Origin of the sequence: Calditerrivibrio sp. (genome assembly GCA_026415135.1) — a bacterium.
Lineage (GTDB): Bacteria > Chrysiogenota > Deferribacteres > Deferribacterales > Calditerrivibrionaceae > Calditerrivibrio.
Map to the genome: position 1 here is coordinate 47,040 of JAOAHS010000002.1, position 17,825 is coordinate 64,864.

A 17,825-nucleotide genomic window follows, 5' to 3' on the forward strand; every position below is an offset into this window, starting at 1 on the left:
TGGTTATATGTTTAGAACGATTTTAAGTTTATTAATAATGTATTTGTATTTAAATAATTTATCTAATCAAGAGGTTGGATTCTATGAGAATCTCCTCGTTTTTTTGAAGATCTTCATAGTTGCCGAAATACAGAATATTACCATTACTTAATATTAGGCACTTGTTACATAGCTTTTGAGCAAGGGTTAAGTTATGGGTGGCTATTATTTTTGTATGTTTGAAATCGTTTAAAATGTTTGCTATCTCAAAGCTGCTTTTTGGATCTAATTCTGCAGTTGGTTCATCTAATACCAATATTTCCGGAGAAAAAGCTAAAGCAGAGGCGATGCATACCTTTCTTTTTTCCCCTCCTGATAGTTTAAAAGGGTGTTTATCTTTTAAGTGATTTATGGATAAAATATTACATATTTCATAAACAATCTCTTTGATCTGTTGATCGGTAAAACCAAGGGAGTCTAATCCAAATGCAATATTATCATACACAGTGGGCATAAACAATTGATTGTCAGTATTTTGAAAAACTATACCGACTTTTGTTCTAACTATTTTTAATGTATCTTTTGAAATAAATATACCACCGATATTTATACTGCCCTCCTGACACAGAATTGTACCGTTTAAGTGTTTGAGTAGTGTTGATTTGCCTGCACCGTTGGCTCCTAAGACTGCAAGGGCGTCTCCATGTTCCAGTCTAAAGGAAATGTTGTGTAACACTTTGGTACCATCAGGATAGGTATATGATATATTGGAAACCTCTATAAAGTGATGACTCATAGTGTTGCTTTTACTAAAAAGATGTAGATAATTGTAGAAAAAATAAAAATGTAATCGTGTTTGTTTATATCAAAATCTTTTTTAAAATGAAAAGACGATATACCACCTTTGGCATTTATAGATTCACAGATAGCTTCAGCACGGTTTATAGCCCTTATGAACATGGTAGAAATGATATATTTCATATCTTTTAAGGTTATTTTTTTATAACAAGTTCTTTTTGAACTGATTGTCTCTTGTACTTGTAGTAGATCATGTAGAAAAATGAAGAGAAATCTATACATCAGTAATAAGGTCATCAAAAGCTCTTTGGGGACTTTGAACTTACTGAGTATGTGAACGAGATCTTTAAAGTTTGTTGATGAAATAATGGTTAACGTACATATAATTATGTTTAAAAATTTTATGTAGGTAGTTATTGCAGATACTAAGCCTGCGTTTATAAAGACATTGTTTAGTTTTATTACATTGTTGTCAAGGAAAGGATTAAAGATGATCAGTGGTACTATAAATAGTGAGGTAGTAAGGGAAAACTTTATCATCAAAGACAAAGGCAAAGGTGACAGTATAAAGAGGTACAATACAAAAGCTGACATAAACAGTATTTTAGTAAGATCATACTTGTTTATTGATACGTTAGTTAATAAAAAGATTGCTAAAATGAGAATTTTTGTTAGTGGAGAAAGTTTGTTTAGATAGCTGTTTTTATGGTTTAGTTCTTCAAAGGACAAAACGTATTCTAAGGCTATCTGGGTGTTCATGATTGTTTTAAGATTTTTTCTTCGTTAAGAAACCTATTGTCATTACAAGAATGATGGTTAAGAGTGCTCCAACAATGCCAGCTAACGAGAGACCCAAAGGTGAATCTGAGTTCGGTAGATTGTAATCGGGTAAAAAAGAGATAATACTCTGTATTTTTTGGAAAACAAGATGGATTTTATTAGAAACTGCTTCTAATTCTTTTGATTCTCCTATGATCCTGGATATACTCCACTCTAACCCATCAGGGTTATCAGAGGCTAAATGGGAAAACACACCGGCGGTAATAAGACTCAATAAAAATAGTGACATGACAGGATTAAAAAATCTGGTATCATTTTTTTGAATGCTATAAAAAGCAGTATTTTTGATAATTTTATAAACTCCAACGGTAATTGCTCCTTCTGCTATGGCTATTAAAAGATGAATAAAAAGCATTAATGATAAAAACTTTGTAAAAGGAAGATCAGATATACCTGATAAAGTGGTTTGTAGTGTAACCATAGAAGCGCCTAAGATAAGAGATAAGAACGCTCCAAGCCATAGAGCTGGATAGGATAGTTTCTCCTTTGAGAAAGATGATATAATAGGATAGATTATATAAGATGGCACAAAGGCTAAATTAAATATATTGCAGCCCAGAGCTAAAATACCACCGTCAGCAAAAAATAGTGCTTGTATTATTAATACCGATGACATGGCAAGAAAGGCGAGATGGGGTCCCAGTACAGCTGCAAGCAGAAAACCTCCTGTAAAATGACCGCTTGAACCAGTGCCAGGTATAGAAAAATTGATCATTTGAAGGGCAAAAACAAGAGATGCAATAACCCCCATAAGTGGTATTATATTATCATGGGAATTTTTTCTAAACTTTATAGATGAATAAACAACTGTTCCTGCTGTAATTGTCCAAAAGGATGTTGCCACAGGTATCGATATAAGAGCATCTGACATATGCATAAACACCTCCGTATAATTACACGTTGTATATACATTATATAATATTTTTTCACTAAGTCAATTTGATATTGTTTTTAAATACTCTATCATGATCTTTTGAATATTTTTTAACATCCTCATATAAAAAAGGGTTTTATGGAATAAACCTTGACAATTGAATATTAAGGTATTAGTTATATAAAAAAAATTATATCTGTGGAGTCGTTTGTGTTTGAGCTTATTGCGAAGTATGTTGTTTATGATCTTTTGTCTCTTCAGAGAAGTATGAAGTTTTCTGCTGTTTTAGAGTTTTTTATATATGATACCTTAAAGATTTTTACCCTTCTTGTTGTTGTGATATTTACTGTATCTTTTATAAGAAGTTTTTTCCCCCCGGAAAAAACAAAAAAGTATTTGTCACATAAAAAAGAGTTTATAGGTAATATCCTTGCAGCTCTTTTGGGTATTGTTACACCATTTTGTTCCTGTTCTGCAGTACCTTTGTTTATCGGATTTGTAGAATCTGGTGTTCCACTTGGTGTCACTTTTTCTTTTTTGATTTCATCACCTATGGTTAATGAAGTCGCGCTTGTGATGCTTTTTAGTCTTTTTGGCTGGAAGATTGCCACTATTTATCTTATAACTGGACTTACAGTTGCGATCGTTGGGGGAATAATTATAGGTAGGCTTAGGTTAGAAAAGTATGTTGAAGAGTATGTTTATAATATTAAGATAGGGGATGTCAAAGTAATGTCTCCGACTTTTAGGGAAAGGATCGATTATGCTAAGGTTAATACCCTTGAGATCTTAAAAAAGGTTTGGCTTTATATAATCATTGCTATTGCCATAGGTGGGTTTATACATGGCTATGTTCCGGAGGATTTTCTTGTTAGATATGCTGGAAAAGATAATATATTTGCTGTACCTATTGCTGTTGTTCTCGGAGTTCCTTTATACTCCAACGTAGCAGGTGTGATCCCAATAGTATATGCCCTCATGCACAAAGGTCTATCCATCGGGACTGTTCTTGCTTTTATGATGGCGGTTACTGCTTTGTCCTTTCCTGAGATGATCATTTTAAGGAAAGTGTTAAAACCAAAGCTCTTGTTTATATTCGTTGGTATTATGACTGTGTCGATAATACTTGTTGGTTATATGTTTAATATGATCTTATAGATAGAACGGTTTTTAGGAGGTTGTTATGGAAATTTTAGTGTTAGGAACTGGATGTCAAAATTGTAGAAATTTATATGAAATGACCAAAAAAGCTTTGGAAGAACTGAATATTGAGGCTGATCTAAAAAAGGTGGAGGATATAGCTGAAATTATGAAATATTCTATGACCACACCGGCTCTTGTAGTAGATGGTAACGTGGTACATGCTGGAAAACCTCTACCTGATCTGGAGAAGATAAAAAAAATTATTAGTAAATAGGAGACTTTTTAAGATCTATTTTAATGTTAGGGGTATAAATATTGGCTTTTAATGACCTACTGTTAACTTATAAAGCTTTGTCTGATAAAACGCGTTTAAAGATTTTAAAGATCCTTGAACATGGTGAGCTCTGTGTTTGTGAACTTGCTCATGCTTTCGATACTGTTCAACCAAAGATATCTTTTCATCTATCCATATTAAAAGAGGCGGGCTTGGTTCGGGACAGAAAACAGGGGAAATGGTCTTATTATTCATTGAGATATGATGATATGTTTAAACGGGTACTTTTGCTCTCCACTATAGAACGTATAGATGATATCGATATTGCCATTGAAAGAGAACGACTTATAAAGAACTTACACAAAAATGATACAAAGGAGATGGATAGATTTTGTTAGGTGTTTTAGAAGCTGTTTGTGATTTGTTGTTATAATTATTTACCCTGATTGATAGGATTATATTTTATTTTAACCTCTTGACATTTTTTGAGAAAAGTATATGGTAAACATAAGTTCACCTGATGAGGTTTTTTATGGAGATCAGTAAAAGGCAGTTGGAATGTCTTTCTTTCATAAAAGATTATATAGCCGAGTATGGCTATCCACCTACGGTTCAAGAGATATGTGATGGGCTGAAGATAAAATCTAAAAATGCAGGGTTTAAGCTATTAAAAGCTCTTCAGGATAAAGGGCTTATCAAAAGAAATCCAATGATTTCAAGGGGGATAGATCTTATATCCAAAAAGGGGTTACCGATAGTTGGAAAGATTACTGCAGGGCTTCCCATTACTGCTGAGGAGAATATTGAGGGTTATTTGTCACTTGATGAGTTTGTGGGTGATGATAGATATTTTGGTCTAAGAGTCGTGGGGGACAGTATGATGGGAAGAGGTATATTCGATGGAGATTTGGTGATAATAAAAAAACAGCCAGATATCTTTAATAATCAGATTGGGGCTTTTATGATAAATGGGGAGTTTACACTTAAGACCTTTAAAGTTTCTGAAAATGGTGAGATCTGTCTTAAACCTGAAAATGATAGTTATCTACCTATATATGTGGGGGATGGGGATATGTTTGAAGTTATTGGGGTATTGAGGATGGTTGTTAGACTTTTTGGGGATCATTATGAGGCAAGAAAATATTGAGATCGCTGCAGCGGTCATATTTGATAAAGGTGATATAAGGCCAAAATGGTTCTTAAAAAATGGCAATAAGATCAAGATCTTGAGGATCATCTATAAGTGGCATGAGAGAGAAGGGTACTATCTTATTTATAAATTTACTGTAACGGACGGGGAAAATCTATATGAAATTGCTTTTAACTCCCATTTACAGCGGTGGTACTTGATATCTACTGTGGAGGGAGTGCATTGATAGGCTGTCTCGATATGGATGCTTTTTTTGCATCTGTGGAACAGGCATCGAATCCAGCTTTAAAGGGTAAACCTATTGCAGTAATAGGTGCTAAAGAGAGGACTGTTGTTGTCACCTGTTCCTATGAAGCAAGACGGTATGGTATAAAGACTGGTATGAGCAAGTATGAAGCTCTGGCTAAATATCCCGATTTAATTCTTGTGGTGGGGAATAATCAGAAATATATCTATATCTCAAAACAGATAGTGGAGTTTTTATCCCAGTTATCTCCTGTTGTGGAAGCATATTCTGTTGATGAAGCTTTCTTTGATCTTTCCCATATAAAAGATCTCACCTATGCTGATATTGCTTATATTATAAAGAGCTGGATAAAAGAGAAATTTGACATTACCTGTTCTATAGGTATTGGTGCCAATAAGCTGATAGCCAAAATGGCCAGTGGAGTAAACAAACCTGATGGTTATTATTTTGTAAAAGAGGATGATAGCATATCATTTTTGGATGAGTTTAGGCTTTCGGATATATGGGGAATAGGTAAAAAGCTTGAATCTCGATTTCTTTCCCAGGGGATATCTTCTCTAAGGGATATAAGGCGTTTAGGGGTAGAGGAGATGGTGAAACGGTTCGGTAAGAACGGTATATACTACTATGAAATTGCTAACGGAAGGCATAGCCCATTGATTTCTGATGAGCCGCTTGTCAAATCTGTTGGTCATAGTATGACACTACCCAGAAATATCTATTCTATGGAGGAGCTTTTACCTTATGTTTTACAGCTTTCTGAAATGGTCTCTGCAAGAGCCAGAAACAACAATATTGCAGGTAAAACCATAACTGTTTTTTTAAAATATGCCAATATGGAAAAGGACTCAAGGCGTATTACTTTACCCTATTATACGTCAGCTACTCATCATGTTTATGACGTTGCAAGGGATATTTTAAAGGGTTTTAACATAACTATGGGTGTAAGACTCATAGGTTTATCTATAGGTAACCTTATTCATGGTTGTAAAGTGTTAATTAATCTTTTTGATAACCCAAGATTGGTGGATATTTATAATGCAGTAGATAAAATAAACAATCGTTATGGCAATTGGACTATATGTCCAGCATCTGTATTAAGTTGTTCAAGAATAGGTAGTAAAACCATCTCCCCTGCCTGGCGTCCAGACGGGGTAAGAAATGTACATGTCACGTCAAATTAATAAGAAAGGGGCCTAAGCCCCCTTTTAGATGGTATTTTTAGCAGTCAAAATATAGCATGAACTCCATTGGATGAGGTTTCATATTTACGGCAGATATTTCGTTTTGTCTCTTGTAAGCTATCCATGTCGAAATAACATCTTCTGTGAACACATCACCCTTGAGTAGGAACTCATGATCTTTTTCAAGACAATCGAGGGCCTCTTCGAGGGATCCTGGCATCTTTGGAATATTTGAAAGCTCGATAGGATCAAGATCGTAGAGGTTTTTGTCCATTGGTTCACCTGGATCTATCTTGTTTTCTATACCATCAAGACCAGCCATGAGCATAGCTGTGAATGCAAGGTATGGATTGCAAGATGGGTCAGGGAATCTTACTTCTATTCTCTTAGATTTTGGGGATGCTGAGTACATTGGAATTCTTATTGCTGCGCTTCTATTTCTTGAAGAGTATGCAAGATTAACAGGTGCTTCATAGCCAGGTACAAGTCTCTTATAAGAGTTTGTGGATGGGTTTGTGAATGCAGCTATAGCTTTTGCATGTTTGATAATACCACCGATGTAGTAGAGGGCTAATTCGCTCAATCCGGCATATTCATCCCCTGCAAAAAGAGGCTTACCGTCTTTCCACAAAGATTGATGGGAGTGCATACCACTACCGTTATCCCCAAACATAGGCTTTGGCATGAAGGTAACAACTTTATTATATTTTTTTGCTACATTTTTAATTGCATACTTGTAGAACATTAAATTATCAGCCTGTTCCACCAATGAGGCAAATTTGATATCTATTTCACACTGACCAGCAGTGGCCACTTCATGGTGATGAGCCTCAACTTCGATACCAAACTTTTCAATTGCAAGGGCCATTTCGGCTCTAATATCCATAAGGGTATCGTGGGGAGGTACAGGGAAGTAACCCTCTTTATGTCTTATTTTGTAACCCAAGTTTGGTAACTCTTCTCTACCTGTGTTCCACGCTGCTTCTATAGAGTCAAAATAGTAGAAGCTTTCATTTGGGTTGCATGCGTATCTGACATCATCAAAGATAAAGAACTCAGCCTCTGGACCAAAATAAGCTGTATCTGCAATACCGGTACCTTTAAGGTATTTGATAGCTTTCATTGCTATGTTTCTTGGGTCCCTTGAATATGGCTCTTTTGTAATAGGATCTACTATTTTGCAGAGCATAATTAAAGTAGGAACTTGTGTGAAAGGATCTATCTTTGCCGTGGATGGATCAGGGATGATCAACATATCGCTGTTATTGATTGCTTGCCAACCTCTAATACTGGAACCATCGAATCCTAAACCCTCTTCAAAGGTATCTTCATCAAACATAGATACTGGATAGGAGCAGTGCTGCCACAGCCCAAAGAAATCTACAAAACGTAGGTCAACAAACTTGATATTTTGCTCTTCTATGAGCTTTAAAACCTCTTTTGGTGTCATAAGGCCTCCATTTATTTATTAAAGTGCATTTTCACCTGTTTCGCCAGTTCTTATTCTTACTACTGAATCTATAGATGATACAAATATCTTGCCGTCACCTATTCTTCCTGTTCTTGCGGTTTCAGCAATTACTCTAACTGCATCATCCACCATCTCATCGGGTAGCACAAGTTCTATTTTGATTTTGGGTATGAAGTCAATTACATACTCTGCTCCCCTATAAAGCTCTGTATGACCTTTCTGTCTACCAAAGCCTTTTACCTCACTTATGGTGATACCCCTTATACCTATCTCGGTTAGTTTTTCCTTGACTTCGTCAAGCTTGAAAGGTTTGATTATCGCTTCTATTTTTTTCATCATTCCTCCTTTTTTTATTTATGCAATCCTAATGCCAATTATTTTTTGTATAAAACATGACAAATTGTAGTAAAGCGCTTAATTTTTGTTCAGTTTCTTGTTTATCATGTCTAATCTTTCATCGATAAATTCACAATTATCTTTTTTAAGGTTACATATATCTTTTTTAATCGTTAGATCTTTTTTTAGATTATAGGTCCAGCTGTTGTACCTATCTATTTGTAGGACAAATTCTATAAGTTTGTTGGCTTCTTCTAAGAGATTGATATTTATAAAGCGAAGGGTTATATTTCTACCAAGTCTTGATTTTGTCCAATCTGGTATGGTCTCATCTGAGAGCTCTTTTATGGCATCTTGTGATGAGTTATAATGTTTTGCTTGTAGTTGTAAGCTTTTGGGTAACTTTTTATAGTCATATTTTTGTCCTACAAGGAAGTTTATGCTATTGATTTCATCTTCACAATGACCGATAAGAGCGTATCTTTTTGCGTATTCAATATAAGTGGCATTATCTTCTAAAAGGTATCTGCCGATATAAATCTTTGATAGATTGCAATTGTCATCAGCTTTTTGAAGTGAATCAACAGATTTTAGAAAATTTATTTCCGATAGCTTAAAATCTCCAGAGTTGTAATATCTAATGTAATTTTCAAAATAACGTTCTGCTAATAAAAAACCATCCGATACTTTTTTTGATGAGCACCCAATTAAAAAGAGTAGTAGTGCTATAAAAATCTTTTTCACTTAACGATCTCCTAAGGTATTTTTATGCTTCCTTCAGATTTTTTGGGACCGGAAAACGGCCATCTCTGTTCAAGATTTAGCAACAGTCTGTTTGTAGAATTGAGTATTTCATCTGCTTCTTTTTTTATATGAGTTAGGTTATCGGTGGTTTCAGCTACATTTTTTGTAATCATTTCTGTGTTCTTGATAATAGGTTCTAATTCATTTACCCTCTTGTTTATGTCGTTTATAAGTGTGTTAGATTTTTTGATTAAGTTATTTACATCTTTTATCGTTTCTTCCGTTGTTACTACCCTTTGATCAACTTTATCCAATATATTTGCTACCTTTATGGAGATCTCATTAAGGTTTTTTTGTAGCATCTGGATATCATCAGTTATTTTATGAATTTTGTTATTAAGATCATCGGTTCTTATTAATTTGCCTAAGGAACCTCTTTTGAGGGTTAAATCATCCCCTACATGTCCCAAGCCCCTCATCAGTTTTGTCAGATCTCCATCTGGGTTTTTCAAATCATCTGTTATATCCCGTATATTTGCAACGATCTGTTTTGCATCGTCTAATACAGGTTTTGCTTTTTCTATTATCTCTTCCAACCCCTTACTTCTTATCAAGTGAAATTTATCCCCATCCTGAATAACTCTACCTTTACCCCCTGAAAATGTTATACTTGTGGCACCCAATATATTTTTAGCTTCTAACTTACATTCGGAATCTATTTTTATCCATTTAATATAGTCTTTTGGAATTTTTACTGTCATGGTAACCCTACCATCATCTTCAAGATTGATATCCTGAACTCTACTTATCTGAAATCCTGAAAAAATGACTGGCATTCCATTCGTAAGTCCTTCACCATTTTCGGAATATATCTTAATCTTTACCTTTGGGGTAAGGATTTTTTTGTTAAAGGCAATAAGCCCAATGACAATTAAAATGGTTAAAACAGCCAATAGTATAAATAGACCAACTTTATACTCTATACCCTTAAATCTTGGGTCAGCCATTCATCGTACTCCAATTTTATAATATTAGATATTTGTGCATATTTATCGTAGTTCTCATTATAATCTAAAATTGCATAATTTTCATTACATTTTATAAAAAAATCCATTAAATGGTGTGAGTGTTCAATACCTACATGATCCAAAGGCATTATAAAGAGTATTAACTCAACTGGAAACATAAGCGCTGTAATATATTTTACTAAAAAAATTTCGTAATTAGAGAGTGTATCTCTCCGGTTATGGATCTTTTCTGATAGATTAAATATATTTAGATAATCTTGTATTGTGCTTATTAATTGTTTTATTTTCATGCCTTTGTGATAAGACATAGGTAGAGCAATATTTTCTAAAACGGAGAGGTTACCTATTATAGGTAACTGTTTGTAGATGATATAATATTTTAGTTCAATAGCATTACAAAGGGAAACTTTTTCAAGGATGTCATCTACATGCTTTATATTTATTTTTACAAATTTTCTCATATAAATACCCCTGTAATTTCAACAAACATCAAGCCATAAAAGACCCTCATCATCCCTCTTAGTAATGCTATAGGAACATCTGTAGTGGCTTTACCTACGCCCATTGAGGTATATATAGGTAATGTCATAAGAACAAATCCAAACATAACAGTCTTATATATAAAACATAATACATCACTTAGATTGAGCTCATTAAAGATCAGCATGACCATATAATCAAAGGTAATGTTCATCTGAAAACTCAAATAAAGATATCCAACGGTTACTGCGGTAAAAGCAAAAAAAACAGCAAGTGAAAACGAGCATACCATACCAGCAAATACTCTGGGTAAAAAGAGATAACTGTATTCATCTATTCCATGGGTTTTTAAAGCCTTAATCTCCCAGCCGAGCTTCATCATCGATATTTCTGCGCCAACTGCAGTGGCGCTTCTGAGGGATAATAAAAGTGCTGTTAAAAAAGGTGCTACTTCTCTAATTACTATAACAACAAATACCTTACCTGTCTGATGTTGGGCTCCAATGCTGAAAAGAAACTTACCCAATATTCCCACAAGTCCCAGACCAAAGATTATGGCAAAGACAATTACTACCCTTAATATCTGTACACCTGTAAAATATATCTGTCTTGTTGTTACTAAGAAAATAGCAGGATTTAATATTTTAAAGGTTAAAAACTGGGTGACGATTTTATTACAGAATTTAACATAATCTTTTAAGAACTTTGTGCCATCTACAAAAAAATTGCCTATACTATATATAAATCTGTTCATTAACTTCTGTAGTCGGCGTTAATTTTTACATAATCATAACTAAAGTCACATGTCATTATCTGGGCTTCTGCGTTTCCTACTTTTAAATCTATGGTGATGATGTATTCATTTTTTAACATAATTTCATGAACATCCTTTTCAAGGCAAGGGTCTATAAGCCTACTGTTTTCAACATATTTTAGATTATCGAAATAGATATCGATTTTTTCTGGATCTATATCTATCATGGAAGCACCAATTGAAGCCATAAGCCTACCCCAATTGGGGTCTGAACCGAAAAACATGGTTTTTACAAGAGGAGAATTTGCTATTTTACTGGCACAGGTTTTAGCATCTTGGTATGTTTTTGCATTTTTAACTAAGATATGAACCAGTTTTGTTGCCCCTTCACCATCTAAAACAATAGATCGAGATAAGTGATTGCATACGTAGAGTAAAGCGTTTTCAAATTCTTGTAGTTCTTCTTGTGTGGTTAATTTAATTCCACTTAGACCGTTGGAGAAGAGGAATACTGAGTCATTTGTACTCATGTCCCCATCTACAGTTATAGAATTGAAACTTTTTTCTACTACTTTTGATAATATAGTTTGCATTAAATCTTTATCGATAACGGCATCTGTGGTTATAAATGATAGCATCGTTGCCATTGATGGTGAAATCATCCCTGCACCTTTGGCTGCTGCACCTATGACATACACTCCATTCTTTGTTTCCACCAATACGGCGATTTTTTTAGGTTTGGTATCTGTGGTCATGATTGCTTTGGTGAAATCGTCATCTTCATCATCTATTTTATCGATTAAAGCTTCAGTATAAGCGTAGAATTTTTCTACAGGTAATCTTACGCCTATAACACCTGTAGATGCCATCAATAAGGAGCCAGGAGGAAGGTTTAGTTTTTTTTCAAAGTTTTTAGTAATGTCATGATAATCTACAATACCTTGTTTTCCTGTGCAGGCATTTGCGTTTCCACTATTAACAAGGATTCCATAAAATTGAGCACAACTCTTTATCTGTTCTAATCCTGCAATGACAGGTGCAGCTTTTACTTTATTGGTTGTAAAAACTGCAGCAACATTACATGGGACTTCGGATATTAAGATGGCAAGGTCAAGTTTACCAGATTTGTTACCTTTTATATCTGCAGAAACAGCTGCTGATGAAAAACCAAGAGGGGTACAAACACCACCATTTTCTACAAGTTTCATATTCACCTCACAATAATCCGTCTGTTTCTTTAAACCCTACTAAGAGGTTTAAATTTTGAACTGCTTGACCACTTGCACCTTTGATCAAGTTGTCTATGGTTGAAATGATAATTACTTGTTCACCATCTTTGTAAACTCCTATGTCTATAAAATTCGTATTTACTATGTTCTTTATTGAGGGGATATCTTTTTCGTATATTCTTACAAAAGTTTTATTATTATAAAAATCTTTTAAGCATTCTATTATAGAGGATAATTTATAGTTTGATTTTGTGTAAATAGTGGAAAGTATACCTCTATTTATTGGTAATAGGTGTGGTGTAAATATTACATGTACAGGGGATCCTGTTTTGGAAAGGATATGGTCTATTTCAGGGTTGTGTCGGTGATTGAATATACTGTAGGGTTTGAAGTCTTCGTTGACCTCACAGAAATGGGTTTTCTCTGAAGGAGTTTTACCTGCTCCACTGACACCAGACTTTGAATCAGCTATCAATATGTCAAATTCCAATAGATTATTTTTTATAAGAGGATAAAGTGGTATAATGATCGATGTGGGGTAACAGCCGGGATTTGCTATGAGAGTTGATTTTTTTATTGAATCCTCAAATATTTCAGGTATCCCATATACAAACTTATCGAGTAGTTCGGGGTATTTGTGATTTTCATTGTATGCTTTTTTATATGTGTTGGGGTCTGAGATCCTGAAATCAGCGCTCAGATCTATTACGATCTTACCGTTTTTAGCAAAAAAATTTGCTGCATCCATAGATGCCCCGTGGGGAAGACATAAAAATACAACATCTGTTTCTTTTGTTATCTTTTCAAAGTCGTTGTTGATAAGGGTCATATCGCATAAGCCCTTTAGGTATGGGTATATTTCACTGATATTTTTATTAGCACTTGAGTCACTTGTGAGGTGTTTGATCTTTAATTTTGGATGTTTTAACAGGATCTTGACCAATTCAAAACCAGTGTAACCTGTAGCACCAATGATGGAAACATTCATAATCTCTCCAAAAGAAAGTATTGATTTTATTGTTATTTTATTGCAATTTTTTTTAAAAAAAAAGAGTTTTTTGAACATGAAACTAAAAGTGTATGTGCAACCTGGATCTAAGAAACAGTGTTTTGATGGTTTTTTTAACGAACATGTTAAGATAAAATTAAAGTCTCCACCTCTGGATGGGAAGGCAAATGAAGAGCTTATAGATTTTTTGTCAGAGAAATTAGGAATATCTAAAAAAGAGATCAGACTCATCAGTGGGGATAAATCACGGTATAAGTTAATAGATATAGGTTCAGAAATAGATATCAAAGATTTTTTAAAAATATTAAACGGTTAAACGTTACGGTTTGCGTTAAATATGGTTTTTTCTCTGGTTTCCTTTAATATCCGCCAGGTGGAATCTTCTTTGATGAAAACAGTCTTGGAGTAATATATTATTTCTCCTTCTTCAATAGTAAAAAAACGTTCTATGTAATAAACATATGCCAGAGTTGATTTTATGATTTCCTTTGTAATGTTGAGTTTTAAAGGGATTGTATCTCTTCTTAAATCGCTAAAATGAAGCACATAATCCTCTTTTTGGGGGAAGAATTTTATAAAATCACTTTTTGTGGAATAAAGGTTGTGGATAAACTCCGGTTCGTTTTTTATAAAAGCCTCAAATCTTTTCAAAATAATCTCTGATGGGCAGGTCAATTTTTTTACCTCCTAAGAAAAGTATGTGGTTTATTCTCGTCAGCATTTCTCTGAAAGATGTTCTATCAAGAGCTGAAATGAATAGTGCATCTGGATATTCTTTTTTGTATTCACTTAGTTTTTCCGATGTTATTAAATCGATTTTGTTAAAGACCAATATCCTTTGCTTTTCGGAAAGTTTTAGTTCGTCAAGGATTTGAGATACGGAAACAATATGCTTTTTAAATTGGGAGTTGGAAATATCTACAAGATGTATGAGTAGATCTGAATCAACAAGTTCTTCTAATGTCGATTTAAAGGCTCCTTTTAGGCTTTCAGGTAAATTTCTGATGAAACCCACAGTATCTGTAAGAATACATTCCCTTTCCTTAGGGAATCTAAGTCTTTTGGAGGTAGTATCAAGGGTGGCAAACATTAGGTTGTCTGCGTATACTTCACTGTTGGTTAATTTGTTTAAAAGGGTTGATTTGCCTGCATTTGTGTACCCAACAATGGAGACAACAGGTAGGTTTCTCTTGGTTCTTTTTGTTCTTTGGGTGTTTCGTACTGATTCTAGTTCTTTCAGTTTTTTTGTAAGAAAGGCTATTCTATCTCTTATCCTCCTTTTGTCGATTTCAAGCTTAGTTTCTCCTGGGCCTCTTCCGCCGATACCTCCAGTAAGTCTGGATAGCGAGTCATCCCTACCGGTAAGTCTTGGGAGTATGTGTTTAAGTTGGGCGAGCTCCACCCTAATTTTTCCTTCATTGGACTTTGCTCTTCTAGCAAATATATCCAATATCAACTGGGTTCTGTCCAGTATTTTCATCTCGGTTTGTTCAGAGATACTTCTCGATTGGGCTGGGGTCAAAACATTATCAAATATCAGATAATCTATATTGTTTTGCATAGCAAAAAGAATGATTTCTTTTAATTTTCCAGGACCGACTACGTATTTTGGATCTATTTTGGTTTTTATTTGATAAAAAACTTTTTCTGGTGAGATTTCTGCAGTTCTGCAAAGTTCTTTTAATTCAGCTATACTTTCTTCAGCCTCTTTTTTGTTTGTGTAGGAGCCTACTAAAACGGCCGAAAAACTTTTTTTAACTAAGAATCTTTCTTTTACATTTGCTAAAAATTCATCTTCTATTGCGTTGACAAAGGAGATGAAATCATCCTTTATATCGTAGGGATCCTTGTATTCTAAAAGATCTATTTCTTTTGATGGATGAAGGTATGCCATCTGTAGTTTGTAGGGTTCACCATTATCGTTGAGCTTAAGTACAGCAACGGCATCAAGACGTAAAAGTTTTAAATCTGTTATATCATCTTGATCTATATCCTCTCCGTAAAGATGGGTGTGAATAAGTCTTAGCCCCCTTAGTTTTCCAGGTGTTATTGCAAATCTATCTAACTTTGGTATAAGGACCTCTTTGTTTGTACCCACGAGGACATATTGGATAATATTGTTTCTATCTATCAATATGCCTATTTGTCTTCCGGTTTCTTTTGATATGGAGGAGATCTTTTTTATCAGTTCTCCGGATATGATGGCAGAGGAAATATTTTTTTTCTTAATTAATTTTTCGAGCGTTCTTAAATAACTTACTTTTAAATGTTCTGTATAACCGTATAGAATATGTTCCTCCTTTACTAATGTAAATTGATGTGATATAAATTGCAAGAAAAAAATGCAGTTTTATAAGGAGACGTTGATGTATTTTCCTTTAGAAGCACAGGATATCATTTTACAACAGGCTAAAATGGTGGGGTACGAAATTGTTCATATATCAAATGCTTTAGGTAGGATTGCATTTGAAGATGTTTTCTCCAATAGAAGATTGCCAGCAATGGATAATTCAGCGATGGATGGTTATGTATTCAGATGGTGTGATTATGAAAAAGGGATGAGGGAGTTTAGGGTCAACGGTGTGATTAAGGCTGGAGATGATGTTTCCCATTACCTTGTGGGTGAAGGGGAATGCTATAAGATTATGACTGGTGCTTTTATACCTAAAGGTGGAGATACTGTAGCTGAAATTGAGGTTACGGATGGTGGGGTTCATAGGGTAAGGATAGAAGGTAAAGTCAAATGTAACAATCATATAAGGAAAGCAGGTGAAGATATAGAATTGGGGCAGAAGATTTCAATAAAAGGGAGAAAGATTACCCCATATATTTTGGCGAGGTTGATATCTGCTGGTATTACCTATCTAAAAGTCTATCGTAAGTTGAGAATAGGTGTTTTATCCACTGGGGGGGAGTTGATATTTCCTACAGATAGTGCCCAAATGGAAAAGACCATTGATTCAAATGCTTTTTTTGTGGGTAGTCTGCTAAAAGAGATGAATATAGATATAGAATATTTGGGTATCTTCAAGGATGATAATGAAGAATTAAAAAGATTCTTGACTCAGATCGATACTAAATATGATCTCATTATCTCCAGTGCAGGTATTTCCAGTGGTGATTTCGATGTGGTGGGTAATATTTCAGAAGAGATCGGTGTAAAATGGATTATAAGGGGCGTTAAACAAAAACCAGGTAAGCCATTTTCTTTTGGCTATATTAAGGATATCCCTTTGTTTGCACTGCCGGGTAATCCAGTAAGCTCCGCTTTTTGTTTGTTTTTTTATGTTATACCTTATATTAAGAAAGTTTTGGGTAGTAATGAATATAAGTTAAAATCATTAGAGGCTATTTTAAAGGGTAAGATAAAAAAACGAAATGATAGGGTTCATTTTAATAGAGTGGTGATAAAGTATGAAAAGGATATGTTTTATGCTTACCCTTTTGAAAGTCAGGATTCCCACATGATAAGCTCTATCTCGGAATCCAATGGTTTTTGTATGATACCATCTGAAATGGTTGGGGAGATATGTGATGGAACGATCTTACGGGTATATCCATATAATTTTGAGGCGATGTTTTGATTATGAAGAGAAAGTTGCCCATAGGGCAATCTAATTTTGAATATATTGTAAAAAATAACAACCTTTATGTTGATAAAACAAGTTATATCTATAATCTTATAACATCTACACAGTTTAACTTTCTCTCCCGCCCCCGCAGGTTTGGTAAGTCATTGTTGATATCTACTCTGGAGCAGGTCTTTAAAGGGAATAGGGAGATATTTAATGGGCTTTGGATAGCGAAGTCTGATTATGATTGGAATGAGTACTCAATTATAAGACTCGATATGAACTCGGTAGATGCTGATAGCCCAGAAACCTTGAAGAGGTCCTTATCAATTTTCATGGATACAACAGCCAGAGAATATGGTATAGATCTTCAGATAGATCTACTTAAGATGAAGTTTGAGGAGATGGTGGTAAAGATATACAATAAGACAAAGCGTAGTATAGTAGTGCTCATAGATGAGTATGACAAGCCTATAATATCTCATCTTGGTAGAGGAGATGATCACCTAAAGATAGCAATAGAAAATAGACAGGTGCTTAAGGACTTTTACGGTACGTTGAAGGCAGCGTCGGTGATCGAGAAGCTTAGGTTTGTTTTGCTTACAGGGGTGAGCAAGTTTTCTAAGACTGGGGTCTTTTCTGAACTCAATAATCTTTTTGATCTTACGATGGATAGTAATTACTCAGCTATGCTTGGGATAACTGATGAGGAG

22 protein-coding genes are annotated in these 17,825 nt (G+C 34.5%); 9 read left to right on the forward strand and 13 right to left on the reverse strand.

What is annotated here, in order from left to right:
• Window positions 1-58: 58 nt before the first annotated feature.
• From N3C60_00790 to N3C60_00800, 3 genes are read right to left on the reverse strand one after another with little or no spacing between them, the layout of a single operon-like run.
• Window positions 59-775 carry an energy-coupling factor ABC transporter ATP-binding protein gene (locus N3C60_00790; protein ID MCX8083446.1) on the reverse strand — a complete coding sequence of 239 codons (717 nt, stop codon included), beginning with the start codon at window positions 773-775 and terminating at the stop codon, window positions 59-61.
• A complete protein-coding gene (locus N3C60_00795) occupies window positions 772-1,536 on the reverse strand; it encodes an energy-coupling factor transporter transmembrane protein EcfT (GenBank protein ID MCX8083447.1) in 765 nt (254 codons plus the stop codon). The genes N3C60_00790 and N3C60_00795 overlap by 4 nt, the downstream gene beginning before the upstream one ends.
• A gap of 7 nt (window positions 1,537-1,543) precedes the next feature.
• The gene (locus N3C60_00800; protein ID MCX8083448.1) at window positions 1,544-2,494 is read right to left on the reverse strand and encodes an energy-coupling factor ABC transporter permease; all 951 of its coding nucleotides are present in this window, start codon (window positions 2,492-2,494) and stop codon (window positions 1,544-1,546) included.
• 207 nt (window positions 2,495-2,701) lie between these two features.
• On the opposite strand from N3C60_00800, the gene N3C60_00805 reads away from it, so the two are divergent.
• The 6 genes from N3C60_00805 (at window position 2,702) to dinB (ending at window position 6,489) form a co-directional block, all read left to right on the forward strand.
• Entirely contained in the window at window positions 2,702-3,649 is a 948-nt protein-coding gene (locus tag N3C60_00805; GenBank protein ID MCX8083449.1) for a permease, read from the forward strand.
• A 25-nt stretch (window positions 3,650-3,674) separates the two neighbouring features.
• The gene (locus N3C60_00810; protein MCX8083450.1) at window positions 3,675-3,908 is read left to right on the forward strand and encodes a thioredoxin family protein; all 234 of its coding nucleotides are present in this window, start codon (window positions 3,675-3,677) and stop codon (window positions 3,906-3,908) included.
• A 77-nt stretch (window positions 3,909-3,985) separates the two neighbouring features.
• Window positions 3,986-4,306 (forward strand): metalloregulator ArsR/SmtB family transcription factor, encoded by a 321-nt coding sequence (locus tag N3C60_00815; protein ID MCX8083451.1) that lies wholly within the window; start codon window positions 3,986-3,988, stop codon window positions 4,304-4,306.
• Window positions 4,307-4,440: 134 nt separating this feature from the next.
• Window positions 4,441-5,055 carry a transcriptional repressor LexA gene (gene lexA / locus N3C60_00820; GenBank protein ID MCX8083452.1) on the forward strand — a complete coding sequence of 205 codons (615 nt, stop codon included), beginning with the start codon at window positions 4,441-4,443 and terminating at the stop codon, window positions 5,053-5,055.
• Window positions 5,036-5,284: a hypothetical protein gene (locus N3C60_00825; protein MCX8083453.1), complete on the forward strand. Its 249-nt coding sequence runs from the start codon at window positions 5,036-5,038 to the stop codon at window positions 5,282-5,284. Before lexA ends, N3C60_00825 begins: the two co-directional genes overlap by 20 nt.
• A complete protein-coding gene (gene dinB, locus N3C60_00830; protein ID MCX8083454.1) occupies window positions 5,281-6,489 on the forward strand; it encodes a DNA polymerase IV in 1,209 nt (402 codons plus the stop codon). Before N3C60_00825 ends, dinB begins: the two co-directional genes overlap by 4 nt.
• Window positions 6,490-6,526: 37 nt before the next feature.
• On the opposite strand, the gene glnA is transcribed toward dinB, so the two are convergent.
• The 8 genes from glnA to argC all read right to left on the reverse strand — a co-directional run bounded on the left by glnA (window position 6,527) and on the right by argC (window position 13,519).
• On the reverse strand, window positions 6,527-7,939 hold the full coding sequence (glnA, locus tag N3C60_00835; protein MCX8083455.1) for a type I glutamate--ammonia ligase: 1,413 nt from the start codon (window positions 7,937-7,939) through the stop codon (window positions 6,527-6,529).
• Window positions 7,940-7,957: 18 nt separating this feature from the next.
• Window positions 7,958-8,296: a P-II family nitrogen regulator gene (locus N3C60_00840; GenBank protein MCX8083456.1), complete on the reverse strand. Its 339-nt coding sequence runs from the start codon at window positions 8,294-8,296 to the stop codon at window positions 7,958-7,960.
• Window positions 8,297-8,374: 78 nt separating this feature from the next.
• Complete coding sequence (locus tag N3C60_00845) at window positions 8,375-9,040, reverse strand: hypothetical protein (GenBank protein ID MCX8083457.1); 666 nt, start codon at window positions 9,038-9,040, stop codon at window positions 8,375-8,377.
• Between the two features lie 11 nt (window positions 9,041-9,051).
• The gene (locus N3C60_00850) at window positions 9,052-10,047 is read right to left on the reverse strand and encodes an MlaD family protein (GenBank protein ID MCX8083458.1); all 996 of its coding nucleotides are present in this window, start codon (window positions 10,045-10,047) and stop codon (window positions 9,052-9,054) included.
• Window positions 10,020-10,529, reverse strand: coding sequence for a hypothetical protein (locus N3C60_00855; protein MCX8083459.1), 510 nt, complete (start codon window positions 10,527-10,529; stop codon window positions 10,020-10,022). The genes N3C60_00850 and N3C60_00855 overlap by 28 nt, the downstream gene beginning before the upstream one ends.
• A complete protein-coding gene (locus tag N3C60_00860; GenBank protein MCX8083460.1) occupies window positions 10,526-11,302 on the reverse strand; it encodes an ABC transporter permease in 777 nt (258 codons plus the stop codon). The genes N3C60_00855 and N3C60_00860 overlap by 4 nt, the downstream gene beginning before the upstream one ends.
• Window positions 11,302-12,510 (reverse strand): bifunctional glutamate N-acetyltransferase/amino-acid acetyltransferase ArgJ, encoded by a 1,209-nt coding sequence (gene argJ, locus N3C60_00865; protein ID MCX8083461.1) that lies wholly within the window; start codon window positions 12,508-12,510, stop codon window positions 11,302-11,304. Before argJ ends, N3C60_00860 begins: the two co-directional genes overlap by 1 nt.
• A 7-nt stretch (window positions 12,511-12,517) precedes the next feature.
• Window positions 12,518-13,519 (reverse strand): N-acetyl-gamma-glutamyl-phosphate reductase, encoded by a 1,002-nt coding sequence (argC, locus tag N3C60_00870; protein MCX8083462.1) that lies wholly within the window; start codon window positions 13,517-13,519, stop codon window positions 12,518-12,520.
• Between the two features lie 76 nt (window positions 13,520-13,595).
• On the opposite strand from argC, the gene N3C60_00875 reads away from it, so the two are divergent.
• Window positions 13,596-13,856 (forward strand): DUF167 domain-containing protein, encoded by a 261-nt coding sequence (locus N3C60_00875; protein ID MCX8083463.1) that lies wholly within the window; start codon window positions 13,596-13,598, stop codon window positions 13,854-13,856.
• On the opposite strand, the gene N3C60_00880 is transcribed toward N3C60_00875, so the two are convergent.
• Window positions 13,853-14,191 carry a hypothetical protein gene (locus N3C60_00880; protein ID MCX8083464.1) on the reverse strand — a complete coding sequence of 113 codons (339 nt, stop codon included), beginning with the start codon at window positions 14,189-14,191 and terminating at the stop codon, window positions 13,853-13,855. The genes N3C60_00875 and N3C60_00880 overlap by 4 nt on opposite strands.
• Window positions 14,178-15,875, reverse strand: a complete 1,698-nt coding sequence (gene hflX, locus N3C60_00885) for a GTPase HflX (GenBank protein ID MCX8083465.1) — start codon at window positions 15,873-15,875, stop codon at window positions 14,178-14,180. The genes N3C60_00880 and hflX overlap by 14 nt, the downstream gene beginning before the upstream one ends.
• Window positions 15,876-15,906: 31 nt before the next feature.
• Here hflX and N3C60_00890 point away from each other — a divergent pair, with 31 nt between their 5' ends.
• Both N3C60_00890 and N3C60_00895 read left to right on the forward strand, forming a co-directional pair.
• Window positions 15,907-17,124: a molybdopterin molybdotransferase MoeA gene (locus N3C60_00890; GenBank protein ID MCX8083466.1), complete on the forward strand. Its 1,218-nt coding sequence runs from the start codon at window positions 15,907-15,909 to the stop codon at window positions 17,122-17,124.
• Window positions 17,125-17,126: 2 nt separating this feature from the next.
• Window positions 17,127-17,825, forward strand: a 699-nt coding sequence (locus N3C60_00895) for an AAA family ATPase (protein MCX8083467.1), incomplete at its 3' end; no start/stop codon positions are given.

Bases quoted from the DNA above. Each gene is read 5' to 3' on its own strand.
- N3C60_00790 (MCX8083446.1), bottom strand. From the start codon at position 775: ATGAGTCATCACTTTATAGAGGTTTCCAATATATCATATACCTATCCT.
- N3C60_00795 (MCX8083447.1), bottom strand. From the start codon at position 1,536: ATGAACACCCAGATAGCCTTAGAATACGTTTTGTCCTTTGAAGAACTA.
- N3C60_00800 (MCX8083448.1), bottom strand. From the start codon at position 2,494: ATGCATATGTCAGATGCTCTTATATCGATACCTGTGGCAACATCCTTT.
- N3C60_00810 (MCX8083450.1), top strand. From the start codon at position 3,675: ATGGAAATTTTAGTGTTAGGAACTGGATGTCAAAATTGTAGAAATTTA.
- lexA (MCX8083452.1), top strand. From the start codon at position 4,441: ATGGAGATCAGTAAAAGGCAGTTGGAATGTCTTTCTTTCATAAAAGAT.
- N3C60_00825 (MCX8083453.1), top strand. From the start codon at position 5,036: ATGAGGCAAGAAAATATTGAGATCGCTGCAGCGGTCATATTTGATAAA.
- glnA (MCX8083455.1), bottom strand. From the start codon at position 7,939: ATGACACCAAAAGAGGTTTTAAAGCTCATAGAAGAGCAAAATATCAAG.
- N3C60_00840 (MCX8083456.1), bottom strand. From the start codon at position 8,296: ATGAAAAAAATAGAAGCGATAATCAAACCTTTCAAGCTTGACGAAGTC.
- N3C60_00850 (MCX8083458.1), bottom strand. From the start codon at position 10,047: ATGGCTGACCCAAGATTTAAGGGTATAGAGTATAAAGTTGGTCTATTT.
- N3C60_00855 (MCX8083459.1), bottom strand. From the start codon at position 10,529: ATGAGAAAATTTGTAAAAATAAATATAAAGCATGTAGATGACATCCTT.
- N3C60_00860 (MCX8083460.1), bottom strand. From the start codon at position 11,302: ATGAACAGATTTATATATAGTATAGGCAATTTTTTTGTAGATGGCACA.
- argJ (MCX8083461.1), bottom strand. From the start codon at position 12,510: ATGAAACTTGTAGAAAATGGTGGTGTTTGTACCCCTCTTGGTTTTTCA.
- argC (MCX8083462.1), bottom strand. From the start codon at position 13,519: ATGAATGTTTCCATCATTGGTGCTACAGGTTACACTGGTTTTGAATTG.
- N3C60_00875 (MCX8083463.1), top strand. From the start codon at position 13,596: ATGAAACTAAAAGTGTATGTGCAACCTGGATCTAAGAAACAGTGTTTT.
- N3C60_00890 (MCX8083466.1), top strand. From the start codon at position 15,907: ATGTATTTTCCTTTAGAAGCACAGGATATCATTTTACAACAGGCTAAA.